Below are 17,779 nucleotides of genomic sequence, written 5' to 3'. Positions count from 1 at the left end.
TCAGGCGCGGGGTGCGGTCAGGCCCGGCGGCGGGCGCGGAGCACTGAATCGTGGACGGTTACCGGGGCGCCGTCGGAATCACTGGTCTCCCGCGGCCTGGAGGCACAGGTGACGATCTCCCATTCGTCCGGGTCCAGCTCCGCTGCGATCTGTTCGGCCGTGAACAACAGCCCCGGCGCCGAGGGCCGCCGCACGGTGGTTTCCAGGTCCGAGGGGTGGTGGCCCACAATCAGCAGCATCCCGCCAGGCGCCACGGATGCAGCGAGCCGGCTGTAGACGCCGTCGCGCTGCGGGGCGGGCAGGTGCAGGTACTGGGCGGAGACCAAGTCGAACGTTCCGGCAGGCGGCGGCGAGGCCGTCAGGTCCTGGTGCTGCCAGGTGATCCGCGCTGCGGCCGCCGGATCGTCCTCGACCGCGGCGGCTGCCCGGGCCAACGCCACCGAGGAGATGTCCACCGCGGTTACCCGCCAGCCGTGCCGGGCGAGCCAGACGGCGTCCGCCCCTTCGCCGGCCCCGACGTCGAGCGCGGAACCGGGCACGAGGTCGGCGGCTTCGGCGACCAGCTGGGCGTTGGGCTGTCCGCTCCACACCGCACCGTGCTCGCCGTGTTGGCGGTACCGCTCGTCCCAGAACGATTCGTCGAAATCCATGCGGCTCTCCTCGCGGGCGGGTCGTCACGGCAGAGGTCCTGGCCGCCAATCCAGTTTAAGCATGTGGCGACGTGCAAGCCTTTCTGCCCTGCGCCCGGGGCCGGAGCACGGCCGGAGCGGGGCCCGGAACGGGAGCAGTTAGGCGGCGCTGATCCCGAACAGGCCGATGATCACGGCCATCACCATCAGGGTTACCAGTTCGTGCGCGCAGTTCAGCACGGTCAGGCCCGCGGGGCGGCCCTCAAAGGCGTCGTGCGTGATGAAGCGGGAGGCAGTGAAGCCGGCCCACAGGATGAGGGCGGTGACCAGGGTGTTGGCGAGGAAGTTCCCGCCGTAGAAGTGCTGCGAGATGGCGGCGGAGCCGGCCAGTACCCAGGCGCTGACCAGGCTGACCAACAAGGTGATCAGGATGGGCTTGACCGCGTCCTTGGCGTCTCCGCTCGGGGTGACGCCGGCGACGCGCATCCAGTAGTTGCCGAACACCCTGGGCGTGTACCAGACGGACCCCACCACCATGCTGGACAGCGTGGCCAGCAGTACCGCCCAGATGTTGATCTCCGGAATCATGGGACTCTCCTCAGCTCCGGGACCGTCCGGCCGACGGCCCCGCAAACGAAGTGTACGGCTTAGCCGCTGAAGTCCCCGGCATTGCGCCGGAAGTTGCCGAGGATGCGGATCAGCTGCTCCACCTCCTGGTCTTCGAAGCCGGATTGGCCGAAGACCTCCGTGTTGAGTACCGCCGTCGCCCGCTTGGCAAGCGTCCGCCCTTCCGAGGTGAGCTCGATCAGCGTGGTGCGCCCGTCGGTGGGATGCGGGGAGCGGAGCACCAGCCCGGCCTCCTGCAGCCTGTCGACGGCGTTGGTCACCGACGTCGGGTGCACTTGGAGCAGTGCGCTCGCCTTGTTCATCGGCAGCGCCCCGCTGCGGGCAAAGCTGAGCAACGCCAGCAGCTCATAGCGCGCGAACGTCAGCCCGAACGGCTTGAGCGCTGTTTCGATCCGGGCCAGCAGGATCTGCTGGGTCCGCATGATGGCCGTGATGGCAGCCATCGGGGCGGCCACGTCGGCCCAGCCGTGCCGTTCCCAGTTCCGCTGGGCGTCGGCAATCGGATCACGCGGCAGCGGGGTGCCCATGCCTAGCCCTGCCCCTTCAGGCCGGGAAAGTCCGCCTCCGAATACTCCGTGCCGAGTCCCTCCGGAACGCCGCCGGCCCCGTGGCGCAGCTCTTCGTTGTGCCGCAGTTCCACCCGCCGTATCTTGCCGGAAATGGTCTTGGGCAGCTCGGCGAACTCCAGCCGGCGGATCCGCTTGAAGGGCGCCAGGTGCTCGCGGCAATAGCGAAGGATGTCCTCGGCCAGCTCCGGCCCCGGTTCGTGGCCGGCGGCCAGGACCACGAAGGCCTTGGGGACGGACAGCTTGAGCGCGTCGGGGGAGGGGACGACGGCGGCTTCCGCCACCGCCGGATGCTCGATCAACACGCTTTCCAGCTCGAACGGGGAGAGCCGGTAGTCGGAGGACTTGAAGACGTCGTCGCCCCGGCCCACGTAGGTGATGATGCCGCGTTCGTCCCGGCTGGCCATGTCGCCGGTGTGGTAGTAGCCGTCGCGGAAAGCTTCGGCGGTCTTGTCCGGATCGCCGTAGTAGGCCTTCATAAGTCCGACCGGCCGAGGGTCCAGGCGCAGGCAGAGCTCGCCGTCGTCCCCCTCCTCGCCGGTGGCCGGGTCCACGAGGACGACGTCGTAGCCGGGCAGCGGCTTGCCCATCGCGCCGATCTTGATCGGCTGGCCCGGGGTGTTGGCGATCTGCACCGTGGACTCGGTCTGGCCGAAGCCATCCCGGATGGTCTGGCCCCAGGCACGGTTGACCTGGTCGATCACCTCGGCGTTGAGCGGTTCGCCGGCGGACACCACCTTGGTGGGCGGGTTCGTCAGCAGTGTCAGGTCGGCCTGGATCAGCATCCGCCAGACCGTCGGCGGGGCGCAGAAACTCGTGACCCGCTCGCGGTCCATCTGCTCCATCAGCGCCTTCGCGTCAAAGCGCTCGTAGTTATAGATGAAGACGCAGGCCTCGGCGATCCACGGCGTGAACACGTTGGACCAGGCGTGCTTGGCCCAGCCGGGCGAGGCCACGTTCAGGTGCACGTCTCCCGGTTCGATCCCGATCCAGTACATGGTGGACAGATGGCCCACGGGGTAGGAGGTGTGGGTGTGCTCCACGAGCTTGGCCTTGGACGTGGTGCCGGACGTGAAGTACAGCAGCAGGGTTTCATCGGCCAGGGTGGGTGCGTCCGGGGTGAACTCCGCGGGGGCCCCGGCCGCGTCGGCGTAGCGCAGGGCGGAGGTGCCGCCGTCGGCGTCCGCGCCGATTTCGATCAGGGTGTAGTCGCCCGGAACGCCGCTGAACTTGTCGATGTTGGCGCTCCCGACGGCGGCCCAGTTGGCCCCGCCGCGTTCCACCCGGTCCTGCAGGTCGGCGGGTCCCATCAGCGTGGTGGTGGGGATCATCACGATGCCCAGCTTGATGCCGGCCAGCATCAGCTCCCATAGCTCCACCTGGTTGCCGAGCATGATGATCATCCGGTCCCCGCGCCGCACGCCCTGGGCCCGGAGCCAGTTGGCCACCTGGGCGGACCGCGCGGAGAGGTCGGCGAAGCTGCGCCGCGTGGCTGTGCCGTCCTGCTCCACGATCACCAGGGCCGGCTTGTCCGCTTTGGCGGGGTCGGCCGCGATCTGGTCGAACCAGTCCAAGGCGAAGTTGAATTCCTTGAAGCGCGGCCATTCGAATTCCTGCCGGGCGGCGGCGTAGTCTCCCCGCAGCGCCAGCAGCCTGTCCCTCGCGGCACGGAATTCTTCAGTGACGGTCATTGTGCACCTTTCGCAGCCGGTCGCGGCCGGGCGGCCGGGTGCCGGCCGCCACTGGCCAAGTGATCCACATCCCTAGTGATCAATATCACTGTGCAATATACTAGGACATCCAAGGGTTTGGAAGAGTCGATGTTGCCGCCGATGCGCGGCACATTACGAAGGGATACGTGCCCGTGCAGTCACAAGGAAGTGCCGCCAGCCAGACCGCCGCCCAGGCAGCGGCAAGCCCCGATATTGCCGTGGAAGGCGCTGCGCAAGGCTCTGCGGACAGCGTCGGGGAACGCCCTGTCCGTGCCTCAGCTCCGGCGTCGGCACTGCCGCCGTTTCCGGATGCGGACCTGATGCATATCGTGGACCTGTTGCCCGCGGATGAGCGGGCGCGCTACCAGGAGATCCGGGAGTTCCTGCAGGCCCGGATCCGCGAAGCGTCGATCGACTTCTGGAACCGCGAGGAGTTCCCCTTCGGGCTGCTGGCCGAGCTGGGCAAGCACGGCCTGGGCGGGTTGCAGACGGATGGCAGTTCCAAGCTCTTCAAGGGGCTGATGTATGTCGAGGTGGCCCGCGCCGATGTGTCCCTCTCGGCCCTCGTGGGGATCCACAACGAGCTGATTGTCGGCATGATCGATGAGCTCGGTTCGGCGGAACAGAAGGCCCGCTGGCTGCCCGGACTCACCGCCTTCACCCAGCTCGGAGCCTTCGCCCTGACTGAGCCGGACCACGGCTCGGACATCGCCGGAGGGCTGTCCACCACGGCCCGGCTGGAGGACGGCGAATGGGTGATCAACGGGGCCAAGCGCTGGATCGGCGCCGGCACCATCGCCGACTTCGCCCTGGTCTGGGCCCGCGACGTCGCGGACCAGCAGATCAAGGGCTTCATCGTGGAGACCGACCGGCCCGGCTACACCGCCACCAAGATCGCGAACAAGATCGGCCTGCGGATCATGCAGAACGCCGACATCGTCCTGGATGAGGTCCGCATCCCGGAGTCCAACCTGCTGCCCGGCGCCACCGACTTCTCCCGTGCCAACGAACTGCTCCGCGACTCGCGCGCCTGGGTGGGCTGGCAGGCCGCGGGCATCCAGCTGGCCGCCTTCGACGTCGCCCGGGCGTATTCGCTGGAACGCAGGCAGTTCGGCAAGGAACTGGCCCGCTTCCAGCTCGTCCAGCAGCAGCTGGCCGAGATCCTGGGCAACGCCAGCGTCTCGCTGGCGCTGATGGCGCAGCTGGCCCATATCCAGCAGGAGGGCAGGCTGGAGATGGTGCAGGCAGCCATGGCGAAGTCCACCACCACCCGGCTGGCCCGGGCCTCCGTGGCGATGGGGCGCTCGCTGCTGGGCGGAAACGGGATCAGCACCGACTTCGAGATGGGCAAGCTCTTCGGCGACGCCGAGATCCTTTACACCTACGAAGGCAGCTACGAGATTAACTCCTTGATCGTGGCCCGGGCCGTGACGGGGAAGTCCGCCTTCGTCTAACGACGCGCCATCCCTCAGCCGGCCGCGCCGTAGCGCTCGCTGCGGTTGCGTCCGGCGTGCTTGGCTGCGTACAGCGCCCGGTCCGCGCAGGCCAGCAGGCTGTGGCTGCCGGCGTCCCGCAGTTCGCAGACGCCGGCGGAGACCGTGATGAAGCCGGCCTCGCCGAACGGCTCCGCCTCAATGGCGTTGCGCGCCCGCTCCGCCGCGAGCAGCGCCTCCGCGCCGTCCGTCCCCGGCAGCAGCCAGACGAATTCCTCCCCGCCAAAGCGGGCCACGATCTCGTCCTGGCGGGCGACGCCGCGGAGCCGTGCCGCGACATCCGCAAGCACCTCGTCGCCCATGAGATGGCCGAAGGTGTCATTGACCTTCTTGAAGTGGTCGATGTCCAGGACGACGGCGCTCAAGCTCGTGCCGCGTGAGACCGCCAGTTCGATCTCGTGCGAGAGGTGCTGCTCGAGGGCGCGCCGGTTGGGCAGGCCGCTGAGTTGGTCCGTGGTGGCCTGCAGCTCAAGGCTCGCCCGGGCCTCGGTGTTGCCGATGGCGATCTCCACTAGTTCCGCGAATTGAGCCAGCCGTTCCAGCATTTCCTCGTTGACGCCCGTGCGGGTCTTCGAGGTCAGGGTGACGACGCCCCACAGGCTGCCGTGGACCCTGACCGGGGCGGCAGCCGCGGACTGGAAGCCTCCGGCCTGCATCTGCTCGGCGGCGGGACCGCCTTCCGGGCCGTAAACCACCAGGGCCGGTTTTCCGGTGACCGCGACGCGGACGGTGGCAGAGTTGTCCGTGGGGGAAAAGACATGCTCGCGGCTCAGGGTGGGCGGCAGCGCCGGCGCCATTGCCACGATTTCCGCCGACAGAGCGCCGGTGAAACGGACGACGGCGGCGGAATCGACGCTGAACAGATCCCGCACAATGAAGGCGACCTGCTCCGAGATGTCCGCGGGGGCGGCGTTGCGGGCGACGGCGGTGGCGATCTCGTGCAGCGCCGCCCACGTCTGCTCCTGCTGGAGCCGGTGGGTGATGTCCACGGCCACCACCATGCCGGCGTTGGTGCCGTCGTCGGAGTGGACGGGCCCTGCCTTCAGCCGGTACGTCCGCGGGCCGATCCGCCGGTGCCAGGAGACCTCCTGGCCGGCGAGGGCGGCGCGGTAGCGGGGCTCCAGCTCGTTGGCGAGAGCGCCGTCGAGCACCTCGTGGATGTTCCGGCCCTCCAGCTCCGCGGAACGGTAGCCGAAGGATTCGAGCTCCTGGCCTTCGGCGATCAGGTAGCGCAGCTCGGAATCAAAGAGCAGCACAAAGACGCCGGGGACGCTGCGGGCCAGGGCCCGGTACCGGTCCGTGTCCTGCTGCTGGCGGCGTTCGGCGAGCACCCGCTCGGTGATGTCCGTGATCATCACGAAGAAACCCTGGACGTCGCCGGTGCCGTCCTCGCGCACATCCGGCATGTAGGAGACCTCGGCGAAACGCGTCGCGCCGGCATCGTCCGTCAGCGTGCGCTTAAAGAGCTGCGGCTCCCCGTCGAGGACCTTGGAAATGAACGGTGAATTGGCCTCAAGGACGGTGGGGCTGAGCAAATCGCGGATGTGGATTCCGTGCAATTGCTCCGGGGTTACTCCGAAATAGTTACGGTAGGCGTCGTTGGCCAGCCGGTTGCGCAGCTCGGAGTCCCAGTAGGCCACCATCGCCGGAATGCCGTTGAGGACCGCGCGCATCTGCGCCGGCACCTCAGGCAGCGGGAGCTGCCGTGCGTTCTCCCGGGCGAGAGCGCTGTGAATATTCATTGCCCCAGTATCTATTGCGGCGGCGCCTCACGAGAAACCGGGGAGGCTGCTTTGGCGGCCGCCTCGATGCGGGCCCGGTGCGAAGCCCAATCCGCGGCATTGCGCCGCGTCAGGTTTGGATCCCCGGGCCCCTTTCCGGCCGCCCCGTCGATGAGTTCCCGGAGGATGTCGGCATGGCCCAGATGCTGCGCTGTTTCGACACACATGTGGACCAGGATCTGCTGCAGCGTGACGTGCCGGCGGTCTGCGGCCCACCAGGGAACTTCGCCCGGTGCGTCCAGCGGAAGGGCCGCGATGGTGGCATCGCTGTGGGCAGCCGCGGCGTGGTGCAGTTCCACAATCTGCTCCCGTGTCTCGCCCGGGGCCACCCACAGATCGGCATCCGCTTCTGCGTCCTCCTCCAGCCAGGGCAGTGACTGGCCGTGGGGCCGGCCGAACACTTCGCCGAAGTAGCCGATTTCGACGCTGGCGACGTGCTTGACCAGGCCCAGGAGGTTGGTGCCGGTGGGCGTCATCGGCCGGCGGACGTCGTACTCATCCAGTCCRTCCAGCTTGGCCAGCAGCTCGGCTCGGCGCAGGCGCAGGTAGCGGTGCAGAATTTCCTTCTGGTCCATGCCCGGCATCCTACCGGCCGGCCCGCGCGGTCAGGGCAGGAAACGGTAGCCGATCCCGGCTTCCGTGAGCAGGTGCCGGGGATTGCCGGTGTCTGGTTCGAGCTTGCGGCGCAGCTGTGCCATGTACACGCGGAGGTAGTTGGTTTCTTTGGCGTAGGCGGGGCCCCACACCTCGGAGAGCAGCTGCTGCTGGGTGATGAGCTTCTCCGGGTTCCGGACCAGCACCGCCAGGATGTTCCATTCCGTCGGGGTCAGGCGGATGTCCTCGCCGTCGCGCGTGACCCGCCGCTTGCCGAGGTCCACGGTGAAGGCATCGGTGGTGACTACCGGCTCGTGGTCCGGGTCGGCGCTTCGGCGCAGCAGTGCGCGCATCCGGGCCAGCATTTCGTCCAGCCCGAAGGGCTTCGTGATGTAATCGTCCGCGCCGGCGTCCAGCGCCTGGACTTTGTCGTCCGAGCCATGGCGGGCCGACAGTACCAGCACCGGAACCTGGCTCCAGGTGCGCAGTTCCCGGATCACGGCGGTTCCGTCCACGTCCGGGAGGCCGAGGTCCAGGATGACAAGTGCCAACGGCTGCTGGCTGGCCGCCAGGAGTGCCGAGTGGCCGTCCGCCGCAGTCGTCACGTCGTAGCCGTGCGCCTGCAGCGTGATCCGCAGGGCCCTGAGCAGATGCGGGTCGTCGTCGACGACCAGGACGGCGGTCACCCGGCGTCCGGTCGGGACGCCGCAGCCGGCAGTGAACGACTCCGGCGCGACACGGCCGACTGGGGTTCCAGCGGCGACTGCTGGTGGCGTAGTTCGAACGGCGCGCCGGTGGAGAGCGGAAGCCGAATGACCATGGTCAGGCCCCCGCCCGGCGTCGCCTCGGCGGTCAGGCTTCCGCCCATGGCGTCCGTGAAGCCCTTCGCAACGGCCAGGCCGAGGCCGATACCTGTTGTCTGCGGTGCGTCGTCCAGACGCTGGAACGGCCGGAACATTTCCACGACCTTTTCTGCCGGGACTCCCCGGCCGTGATCAATAATGCGTAGTTCCCCGGCAGGACGTCCATCAAGGGCAACTGGGCTGAGGCCGCCTCCGGCCCCAACCAGCACAATGTCCGAATCCGGGGCATACTTCACTGCGTTTTCGACAATATTCGCTATGACGCGCTCCAGCATGCCGGCGTCCGCATCCACCTCGGGCATGTTGGCAGGCAATTCGACGCGGACGCGCCCCTTCGGCACGGCACGCAGTGCGTCCGGAATCACCTCGTACCAGCGCACCGGCCGGAGCTGGGGGGTGGCGGCATCGGCACTGATCCGGGACATATCGAGGAGGTTGCCGACGAGGGCATCCAAGCGGTCCGAGCACTCCTCGATAGTTGCCAGCAGCTCTTGCCGCTCGTCCGGCGTGTACCGTGCGCCGTCATGTCGCAGGCCGCCCACGGCAAGTTTAATGCCGGCCAAGGGCGTCCGGAGATCGTGGGAAACTGCGCGAAGAAGGGACGTGCGGATGGTGTTGCTTTCGGCGAGGCGAAGCATCTGCCGGCGGCTAGCGACGAGCTGCTGGCGCTCCAGCTGGGCGGCAAGATGGACTCCGAAGGCCCCAAGGAGGCGCCGATCGCTTGCCGGCAGGATCCGGCCGTACAGTACGAGGCGTGTGGACGCATCAATCTCCTCGATGTTCTCGCCGTTGACACCGCCGCGTTCGGTGTCGGCGTCGGAAAGTTCCCCGGCCGCGCCCGTGAGGCGCCACCGCCGATCAGCTGCGCCAGCCGGGCCGGCATCTCCTCCCGAATCGTCGAGGCTGAAGACGGCGGCCCCGCGGACCTGGAAGACGCCCAGCGATTGCGCCAGGAGGGCATGGAGCATGTCATCTGAACCGGCCGCACTCCGGGCAAGGTCGCTTAGGGTGGTGGCTTCCGCGCGGGCACGCGCGGCCTCCTTGGAGCGCCGGGCGGACAGGTCGACGACGACGGCCACCGCCGCCGAAACACCCACAAACACCAGCAGGGCCAAGAGGTTCTGCGGATCGCTGATGGTGAGGTTCCCTACCGGCGGGGTTGAGAAGTAGTTCACCAGGAGGCTGCTCCAAAGCGCGGCGAGGATGGCCGGCCAGAGACCCCCGACTAGGGCCACAGCGATCGACCCGCTCAGCTGGACCAGCATCACGGTGGCCACGTTCCGTTCCGGGTTGAGGAAGAGCAGGATGAGCTGCAGTACGGCCGGCAGCGCGACGGCTAGGACGAATCCCACCGTCACCCGGACGCGGCCCAGATCGCGCTGGCGGGACGGCAATGTGCCACGCCCGCCGAGCGGGTGCGAGACCATGTGCACGTCGATGTCGCCGGAATCCCGAACCACCCGCGTGCCGACGCCTCCGCCAAGCAGGTTCTCCAGCAGGGCGGACACCTTCTTGCGACGGGAGATGCCAACGACGATCTGGGTGGCATTGACGCTCCGGGCGAAATCCAGCAACGCCCCTGCAGGGTCCTCGCCCGTCACAATGTGGTAGCTTCCACCGAGGTCCTGGATCAGATGGCGTTGGGCTTCGAGCGCCTGCGGGGACTCATTGGCCACCCCGTCTGCCACTCGGACGTGCACCGCGAGCAGGTCACCACCGTTCACGCGGTTGAGGATCCTGGCACCGCGGCGAATCAGGACCTCTCCTTCAGGACCGCCGGTCAGCCCCACCACAATCCTTTCCCTTGCCGGCCAACTCTCCTCTATGCCCTGTTCTGCCCGGTATTTGGCCAGGCCTTCATCCACACGATCGGCCAGCCACAGCAGCGCCAGTTCCCGCAGCGCGGTGAGGTTTCCCAAACGGAAGTAGTTCGAGAGAGCCGCGTCGATCTTTTCGGGAGCGTAGATCTTGCCGTCGCCCAGGCGCTGCCGCAGCAACTCAGGGGAGATATCTACGAGGTGGATCTGATCGGCCCGGCGGACGACGTCGTCGGGCACAGTCTCCGCCTGGTGGACATCCGTGATCGCGCTGACAACATCGCCCAGCGACGCGAGATGCTGGATGTTGACGGTGGAAAGGACATCGATTCCCGCGTCCAGCAGCTCGTCCACGTCCTGCCACCGCTTGGAGTTGCGGCTGCCGGGCACATTGGAGTGGGCGTACTCATCCACGATTGCTGTTTCGGGCGCCCGGGCCAGAACGGCGTCAAGGTCCATTTCCTCAAATTCTGTACCCCGGTAGGGCAGCCGCCTGGGCGGAATAACCTCGAGGCCCTGGAGCAGTGCGCGGGTCTCGCTGCGTCCGTGGTCCATGGCAAACGCAACGACGACGTCCGCCCCGCGCTTGCTGAGCCGGTGCGCTTCTTCGAGCATCTCGTAGGTCTTGCCAACCCCAGGCGCTGCCCCTAGGAAAATACGCAGCGTTCCACGTGCCATGCCGTCATTCTCTCATTTGGGCTGTGCCGGCGATGTCGGCGAGGCGGCAGTAACTGCCAAGTTCAAGGCCGTCACATTGACCGACGGCTGGCCAAGGAAAGCGGCTAAACCGCTGCTGGTGTGCTGCTCCACGAGCAATGCCACAGCGTCAGGGCTCAGGGCGTGTGCCGCCGCCACGCGTCGCACCTGCAGCCTGGCGTATTCCGGGGAAATGTCCGGGTCCAGTCCGGAGCCGCTGGCGGTGACAGCGTCGGGCGGGACCGCGGATTCGCTGACGCCTTCGGCAGAGGCAACGGCGGTCCGGTTGGCCTTCACAGCCGCCAGGAGCTTGGGATCATTGGGGCCGAGGTTGCTGGCCGACGACGTCGTCGGGTCCCAGCTCACGGCCGAGGGCCGGGCATGGAACCAGCGCGGATCCTGGACGCCGTCTTTGTCGGCGCCAGCCTGGACGATCAGGGCCGACGCGGCCGGGGCGCCGCCGGCGTCCCGGATGATCGAGCCATTGGCCTGGGAGGGGGCGATGAGCTGTCCGATGCCGAAGACGGCCAAGGGGTAGGCCACGCCGAGGACCAAAGTGGCGAAGAACAGGAAGCGCAGGGCCGTTCCGGCCTGGCGAAGATAGCCAGTGAGTGAGTTCATGGGGGCGTGCTCCTAGCCGATTCCGGGGATGAGGGAGATGATCAGGTCGATGATTTTGATGCCGATGAACGGGGCGATGAGTCCGCCGAGCCCGAAGATCAGCAGGTTCCGGGACAGCGCTTGGTTGGCGGAGACGGCACGGTATTTGACGCCGCGGAGGGCCAAGGGGACGAGGGCGATGATGATCAGGGCGTTGAAGATCACCGCGGAGAGGATGGCTGAGGACGGGGTTGAGAGTCCCATGATGTTCAGCAGTCCGAGCCCTGGGAAGGCGGCTGTGAACAGGGCCGGGACGATGGCGAAGTACTTGGCGACGTCATTGGCTACCGAGAAGGTGGTCAGAGCGCCGCGGGTGATGAGCAGCTGTTTGCCGATGCCAACGATGTTGATCAGTTTGGTGGGGTCGGAATCGAGGTCCACCATGTTGGCGGCGTCCTTTGCGGCCGGGGTGCCGGAGTTCATGGCGACGCCGACGTCTGCCGCGGCCAATGCCGGGGCGTCGTTGGTGCCGTCCCCGGTCATGGCGACAAGCCGGCCCTGGGCCTGCTCTTTCTTGATGACGGCAAGTTTGTCCTCGGGGGTTGCTTCGGCCAGGAAATCATCGACTCCGGCCTCGGCGGCGATCGCCTTGGCGGTGATGGGGTTGTCGCCTGTGATCATCACGGTCCGGATGCCCATTTGCCGCAGCTCGGCGAAGCGGGCGTGCATGCCGGGTTTGACGACGTCGGCGAGGTGGATGGTCCCCAGGACCTCGGCGCTTCCGTCTGTGCCGATCTGGGCGACAAGTAGGGGAGTGCCGCCCTGGGCCGAGATTTCATTGACCCGGTGGTCGACCTCCGCCGGCGTGTGCCCGCCGTATTCGGCAACGAAGGCCGCCACAGTGGAGGCAGCGCCTTTGCGGATTTGCCGGCCGTCCAGGTCAAGTCCGCTCATGCGCGTGGTGGCGCTGAAGGGGACCACGGCAAAATCGCCGGAGCTGCGTTCAAGGGTGGCCAGATCGGACCCGGTCACGCCCTTGTCCGCGGCGAGGTCCACAATGGAACGTCCCTCGGGGGTTTCGTCGGCCAGGCTGCAGACCCGGGCCGCTTCGATGAGCTGGGCCCGTTCAACGTGGTTGGCGGGGAAGAAGTTGACGGCGCGGCGGTTGCCGAAGGTGATGGTGCCGGTCTTGTCCAGCAGAAGGGTGGTGATGTCCCCGGCGGTCTCTACGGCGCGGCCGGAGGTGGCCAACACGTTGTGCTGAACCAGACGGTCCATGCCGGCGATGCCGATCGCGGGAACCAGCGCCCCGATGGTGGTGGGGATCAGGCAGACCAGCAGCGCGACCAGCACAATCGGCGATGGGGTGGCGCCGGCCAGGGCCGCGAACGGGGCCAAGGTCATAGTCACGGCGAGGAAGACGATCGTCAGGGACACCAGCAGTACGTGAAGGGCGATTTCATTGGGCGTCTTCTGCCGCACGGCGCCCTCGACGAGCTTGATCATCCGGTCGATGAATGTCTGTCCGGGCTCGGCGGTGATGCGGATGACGATCCGGTCCGAAAGAACCCTCGTGCCGCCGGTGACGGAGGACCGGTCTCCGCCGGATTCGCGGATGACGGGTGCTGACTCGCCGGTGATGGTCGATTCGTCGACGCTGGCGAGGCCTTCGATGATTTCGCCGTCGGAGGGGATGACGTCCCCGGCTTCGCAGATGACGACGTCATTCAGCCGCAGCTCCGTTCCGGGGACGTCCCGGGTGGTGCCGTCTGGCTGCCGGAGCCGGGCCTGGACGCCCTGGCGGCTGGCGCGGAGGCTGTCGGCCTGGGCTTTCCCACGGCCCTCGGCGATGGATTCGGACAGGGTCCCGAAGAGGACCGTGAGCCAGAGCCAAACCGTGACCGCGATGCCGAACACGGACGGCCGGTACAGCGAGATCGCCGTGCACAGGGCTGCCCCCACCAGCACGGTGAACATAACCGGGGAATGGACCATCTGCCGCGGGGCGAGTTTCCGGAACGCAAGCGGCAGCGCGGCGACGACGGACCTGAGGGTCAGTTTGGCAGGGGCCTTGGTGTGGTGCTTGTGCTCGCCGGGGGTGCCGAKGGGGTTGCCGTCGGCGTAGGTCTGGGCGGCGAGGTCCGTCTGGGACGGTGTCATTTCAGGAGTCCTTCTGCGAGGGGGCCCAGGGCAAGGGCCGGGAAGTAGCTCAGCGCGGTCAGGATCACTGTCACGCCGAGCAGCAGGCCGCCGAAGAGGGGGCCATGGGTGGGGACGGTGCCGGCGGAGGCAGGAACCTTGCCCTGACGGGCGAGGGAGCCGGCCAGGGCAAGGACCAGAACGATCGGGAGGAAGCGGCCCAGCAGCATTGCCAGGCCCATCATGACCGACAGGAATGGGCCGGCGGTGGTGATGCCGCCGAACGCGGAGCCGTTGTTGTTGGCCCCGGAGGTGAAGGCGTAGAGCACTTCGCTGAACTGGTGCGGGCCGGTGGCGGGGGCGTTGGCCATAGCGTCCGGGAGCAGGACGGTAATGCCGGCCAGGGCCAGGACCAGGGCCGGGGTGACGAGGATGTGCAGCGCGGCCAACTTCATTTCCGTCGGACCGATCTTCTTGCCCAGGTACTCCGGGGTGCGCCCGACCATGAGGCCTGCGATGAAGACGGAAATGATGGAGAGCATCAGCATGCCGTACAGGCCGGACCCGGTTCCGCCGGGGGCGACTTCGCCGAGCATCATATTCACCATGGCGACGCCGCCGGCCAGCGGAGGCAGGGAATCATGGGCGACGTTGACGGCGCCGGTGGAGGTCAGGGTGGTGGACGTGGCGAAGATCGCGCTGGGCACCGGACCAAAGCGCTGTTCGAAGCCTTCGCCGAGGCCTCCGGCGGCGGCCGTCGCGGTGCCCTGGCCGGAAGCCACGGCCCAGCCCATCAGCGAAATCGAAGCCAGCCAAAGGGCGCCCATCACCGCGGCGACCGTATAACCCTGCTTCTGGTCCCCGACCATCCTGCCGAAGGCGTAGGGGAGGGCGGAAGGGATGAGCAGGATCAGGAAGACCTCGAAGAAGCTGATGAAGGCGTTGGGGTTCTCGAACGGGTGGGCGGAGTTGGCGTTGAAGTAGCCGCCGCCGTTGGTCCCGAGCTCTTTGATGGCTTCCTGGGAAGCGACCGGCCCGCCGGGAATGTTCTGGCTGATCCCGGCGGCCTGGTTGGTGACGTCGGTGGGCCAGAAGTTCTGCACGACGCCGCCCAGGACCATCACCACGGCCGCGACGAACGCAATCGGCAGCAGGACCCGGAATGATGTCCGGGCCAGGTCCACCCAGAAGTTCCCCAGCCGGTTCGTCTTCGTGCGGGCGATGCCGCGGATGAGGGCGACGACGACGACGATGCCGACGGCGGCGGAGAGGAAGTTCTGCACCGCGAGAAGGCACATCTGCACGAAGATGCCAACTGTGGTCTCCGGTGCGTATGCCTGCCAGTTCGTGTTGGTCACAAAGGAAATGGCGGTGTTCATGGCGATCCACGGGTCCACCCCGGGCAGCGAGCCGTTGCCGGGCAGGACGCCCTGCAGCCGCTGCAGGCCGAACACGGCCAGGATGGAGACAGCGGAAAACGCCAGCACGCCGCGCAGGTAGACCGGCCAAGTCTGCTCGGTGCCGGCGTCTACCCCGGCAAGCCGGTAGAACAGGCGCTCTGGCCGGCTGGAGGTAGTGCCCTCGAAAACCCGGACCAGGTAGGCGCCCAAAGGCTTGTGCAGGGCAGCCAGGACAAGGAGAAGAGCCGCCACCTGGACAACGAAGGATGCGGTGTTGAAAGTCATGTTCCGCTCACCACTTTTCCGGATGAATCAGAACAGCCAGCAGGTAGCCGAACAGACACAGCCCCGCGATCAACAGCACGAACCACATGACCGCGTCGGCGCTCATCGTTCACCCTCCGGCTGGTCCCCGGGACCGCCGACCATCCCGGCCAGAACGTGGCCGATCCACATGACGAACCCCATGGACACCATGAGGATTCCGATAACAGCCAAGTCGGCCATCGCAGTTTCCTTTCATCTACACCCCGTTTGCGGGGTTAGTGACAGTCAACTCCCCTCAGGTTCGATTTTTCCGGTTCCTGATGATTCCTTAACGACTTCACGGCTCATCTTGACGGCGGTTTAACGGTGGGGCCGACCCCTGGGCCGTGCGGGCCCCCAAAGCAGAGAAGCGCCGCCAGAACGCAGCCGGTCGAGGCGGTCACGGACGAACGGTCGTTTGTGCGACCAGTTACGCGGCGGGTGGCGGAATGGCGGCGGTCACGCCGTCGCGGGGGTGGGGCTTGATGGCGGGGGTGCTAGCCGACGTGAACCCACGGTCGCTTGGTGACATCGGGTTCGGCCTCGCGTAGGACCTCGCGGGTGACAGGCGCAATTTCCCCTTCGCCGAATGCGAGGAAACGCAGTAGGTTGGTGACCGGGTTTCCCTCGGTCCAGCGGAAGTAAATGTGCGGCATCAGCCCGGTTACGTCCCGGATATGCAGCAGCACCGAGGCGATCGTGTTGGGGACCACGGGGCCGTGCACCTCCAGGATCCGGTAGCCGTGCCGGGTGATGCCACGGACCTCGAGTTCGGTTTCGAAGTCCGAGGAATCGTCCACGACCACCTCCAGGAACAGGGCCTGGTAGTCCAGCGGCAGATGGCTGACCTCGATGGCGGACTCCAGCTTCTGCCGATAGGCCTCGGCGCTGAGGCGCATCGGTTCGTGGGCGATGATCCGCAGCGGCCCGTCCAGCTCATCGGACATGAATTCCAGCGCCTGCCGGTCGAGATGGACGTGGGTGGCGTGCAACTCGAAGGAGCGCCGTACCCGGGAGAGGAGCGAAATCACGATGATGCCGAGGATGAAGAACCCGGCAATACGAATGCCTTCGGGCCGCTCGATGATGTTGGTAACCGTGGTGTAGATGAAGACGACGGCGATCACGCCGAACCCGATGGTGCGTTTGTGCTGCCTTTGTCGGCGGGCAGAGAGTGCCACAGCGATCGCCGCCGAAGTCATCAGCACCAGTACGCCGGTGGCGTAGGCGCCGCCTTGGGCGTCGACGTCGGCGTCGAACAGCCAGGTGATCAGGAACCCGATGAGGGTAAAGACCAGGACGAGGGGTCGCACCGCCCGGGCCCAGCCGGGGGCCATGCCGTAGCGCGGCAGGTAGCGGGGCACGAGGTTTAGCAGCCCGGCCATGGCCGAGGCGCCGGCGAACCAGAGGATGGCGATTGTGGAGATGTCATAAACGGTGCCGAAGCCTGCGCCGAGGTATTCGTGGGCCAGGAATGCAAGAGCGCGGCCGTTGGCTTGGCCCCCGGGCTGGAATTCCTGGGCCGGGATCAAAACCACCGTAGTGAAGCTGGTCGTGATCAGGAAAGCGCTCATAATGACGGCGGCGGTGGTCAGCAGTCTGCGCGCCCCCTCGATCCGGCCGACGGGGTTCTCTTCGGTGTCGCCGGGGCGTCCCTTGATCTGGGGCATCACAGCCACGCCGGTCTCGAAACCGGACAGGCCGAGGGCGAGCTTCGGGAAGACCAGCAGAGCGATCCCGACCGCCAGCAACGGGTTTCCATGCGACGTGGTCAAGGTTTGCCACCAGTCACTGACCGCAACAGGGTGCGTCAGCGTTGCAAACACGCTCACGACCACCACGATGACGTTCAAGCCAAGGTAGACGGCGACAAGGAGAACCGCCACGCCGATTGCCTCTTTGAATCCGCGAAGAAACACCGCCGCCAGCATGGCCAGCAGGAACAGGGTGACGAGGACGTTTTGGCCTTGGATCCAGGAAGGCGCGAAGGGGTTTTGGATGGCGTGGGCGGTGGCATCTGCGGCCGAGAGTGTCATGGTGATCATGAAGTCCGTGGCCGCGAAGCCGAGCAGCACCAGCACGAAGAGCTTTCCGCCCCAGCGTGGCATCAGCCGCTCCAGCATGGCAATGGAGCCCTCGCCGCGGTGGCTCTCGCCGGCAACGCGGCGGTAGACGGGCAGGGCGCCGAGCAGCGTGACGGCCACCAGCACCATGGTGGCCAGCGGCGAGATCGCCCCAGCGGCCAGCGCGGCAATGGCCGGCTGGTAGCCAAGGGTTGAGAAGTAGTCGACGCCGGTCAGGCACATCACCTGCCACCACGGATGCTTTTTCAAATGCGCATCGCTGGCGGCACCGGGCCCCTGGTGGACTCCCTTGGCGTCCTGCAGGCCGAACAGCAGCCACTGCCGGAAGTTGTCAGCAGTTCCGGGCCGCACCGAGGGGTCCGCGGGCGGCCTGCTCATCGTCGTCATTAGGGCCTTTCCGCGCGATGTCCGCAATCGTGTCCACGGTCGACTGTAGCCCCGGACCGTAGTCGTTCCGGGTCTGTTGCACCAA

Annotated in this window: 14 protein-coding genes; 1 reads left to right on the top strand and 13 read right to left on the bottom strand. The window is 67.1% G+C overall.

Annotated features, from left to right (window positions below):
- Positions 1–17: 17 nt before the first annotated feature.
- From AC1DK9_RS11315 to AC1DK9_RS11300, 4 genes are all read right to left on the bottom strand, one after another.
- A complete protein-coding gene (locus tag AC1DK9_RS11315; protein WP_476861162.1) occupies positions 18–650 on the bottom strand; it encodes a class I SAM-dependent methyltransferase in 633 nt (210 codons plus the stop codon).
- 138 nt (positions 651–788) lie between these two features.
- Positions 789–1,217, bottom strand: coding sequence for a DUF1761 domain-containing protein (locus tag AC1DK9_RS11310; RefSeq protein WP_476915981.1), 429 nt, complete (start codon positions 1,215–1,217; stop codon positions 789–791).
- A 59-nt stretch (positions 1,218–1,276) separates the two neighbouring features.
- Positions 1,277–1,783, bottom strand: coding sequence for a MarR family winged helix-turn-helix transcriptional regulator (locus AC1DK9_RS11305; RefSeq protein ID WP_476861160.1), 507 nt, complete (start codon positions 1,781–1,783; stop codon positions 1,277–1,279).
- Positions 1,784–1,785: 2 nt separating this feature from the next.
- On the bottom strand, positions 1,786–3,513 hold the full coding sequence (locus AC1DK9_RS11300) for an AMP-binding protein (RefSeq protein ID WP_476915980.1): 1,728 nt from the start codon (positions 3,511–3,513) through the stop codon (positions 1,786–1,788).
- Between the two features lie 341 nt (positions 3,514–3,854).
- Between AC1DK9_RS11300 and AC1DK9_RS11295 the strand changes: the two genes are divergently transcribed.
- Entirely contained in the window at positions 3,855–4,988 is a 1,134-nt protein-coding gene (locus AC1DK9_RS11295) for an acyl-CoA dehydrogenase family protein (RefSeq protein WP_476916100.1), read from the top strand.
- A 14-nt stretch (positions 4,989–5,002) separates the two neighbouring features.
- Here the strand turns inward: AC1DK9_RS11295 and AC1DK9_RS11290 are convergent, their stop codons facing one another.
- From AC1DK9_RS11290 to AC1DK9_RS11250, 9 genes are all read right to left on the bottom strand, one after another.
- Positions 5,003–6,769 carry a sensor domain-containing diguanylate cyclase gene (locus AC1DK9_RS11290; protein WP_476915979.1) on the bottom strand — a complete coding sequence of 589 codons (1,767 nt, stop codon included), beginning with the start codon at positions 6,767–6,769 and terminating at the stop codon, positions 5,003–5,005.
- An 11-nt stretch (positions 6,770–6,780) separates the two neighbouring features.
- The gene (locus AC1DK9_RS11285) at positions 6,781–7,383 is read right to left on the bottom strand and encodes a DinB family protein (protein WP_476915978.1); all 603 of its coding nucleotides are present in this window, start codon (positions 7,381–7,383) and stop codon (positions 6,781–6,783) included.
- A 30-nt stretch (positions 7,384–7,413) separates the two neighbouring features.
- Positions 7,414–8,088, bottom strand: coding sequence for a response regulator (locus AC1DK9_RS11280; protein WP_476915977.1), 675 nt, complete (start codon positions 8,086–8,088; stop codon positions 7,414–7,416).
- Positions 8,085–10,760: a DUF4118 domain-containing protein gene (locus AC1DK9_RS11275; RefSeq protein WP_476915976.1), complete on the bottom strand. Its 2,676-nt coding sequence runs from the start codon at positions 10,758–10,760 to the stop codon at positions 8,085–8,087. The genes AC1DK9_RS11280 and AC1DK9_RS11275 overlap by 4 nt, the downstream gene beginning before the upstream one ends.
- Before the next feature lie 12 nt (positions 10,761–10,772).
- On the bottom strand, positions 10,773–11,399 hold the full coding sequence (kdpC, locus tag AC1DK9_RS11270; RefSeq protein WP_476915975.1) for a K(+)-transporting ATPase subunit C: 627 nt from the start codon (positions 11,397–11,399) through the stop codon (positions 10,773–10,775).
- Positions 11,400–11,411: 12 nt separating this feature from the next.
- Complete coding sequence (gene kdpB, locus AC1DK9_RS11265) at positions 11,412–13,538, bottom strand: potassium-transporting ATPase subunit KdpB (protein ID WP_476915974.1); 2,127 nt, start codon at positions 13,536–13,538, stop codon at positions 11,412–11,414.
- Positions 13,535–15,202: a potassium-transporting ATPase subunit KdpA gene (gene kdpA / locus AC1DK9_RS11260; RefSeq protein WP_476915973.1), complete on the bottom strand. Its 1,668-nt coding sequence runs from the start codon at positions 15,200–15,202 to the stop codon at positions 13,535–13,537. Before kdpA ends, kdpB begins: the two co-directional genes overlap by 4 nt.
- Before the next feature lie 7 nt (positions 15,203–15,209).
- Entirely contained in the window at positions 15,210–15,308 is a 99-nt protein-coding gene (locus AC1DK9_RS11255) for a potassium-transporting ATPase subunit F (protein ID WP_476915972.1), read from the bottom strand.
- 412 nt (positions 15,309–15,720) lie between these two features.
- The gene (locus AC1DK9_RS11250) at positions 15,721–17,694 is read right to left on the bottom strand and encodes an APC family permease (protein ID WP_476915971.1); all 1,974 of its coding nucleotides are present in this window, start codon (positions 17,692–17,694) and stop codon (positions 15,721–15,723) included.
- Positions 17,695–17,779: the final 85 nt, after the last annotated feature.

The sequence above is a fragment of the Arthrobacter sp. 01T414 genome, assembly GCF_056398965.1.
The sequence above is the reverse complement of the archived record's forward strand: the minus strand, read 5'-3'. Positions and strand labels throughout refer to the sequence as shown.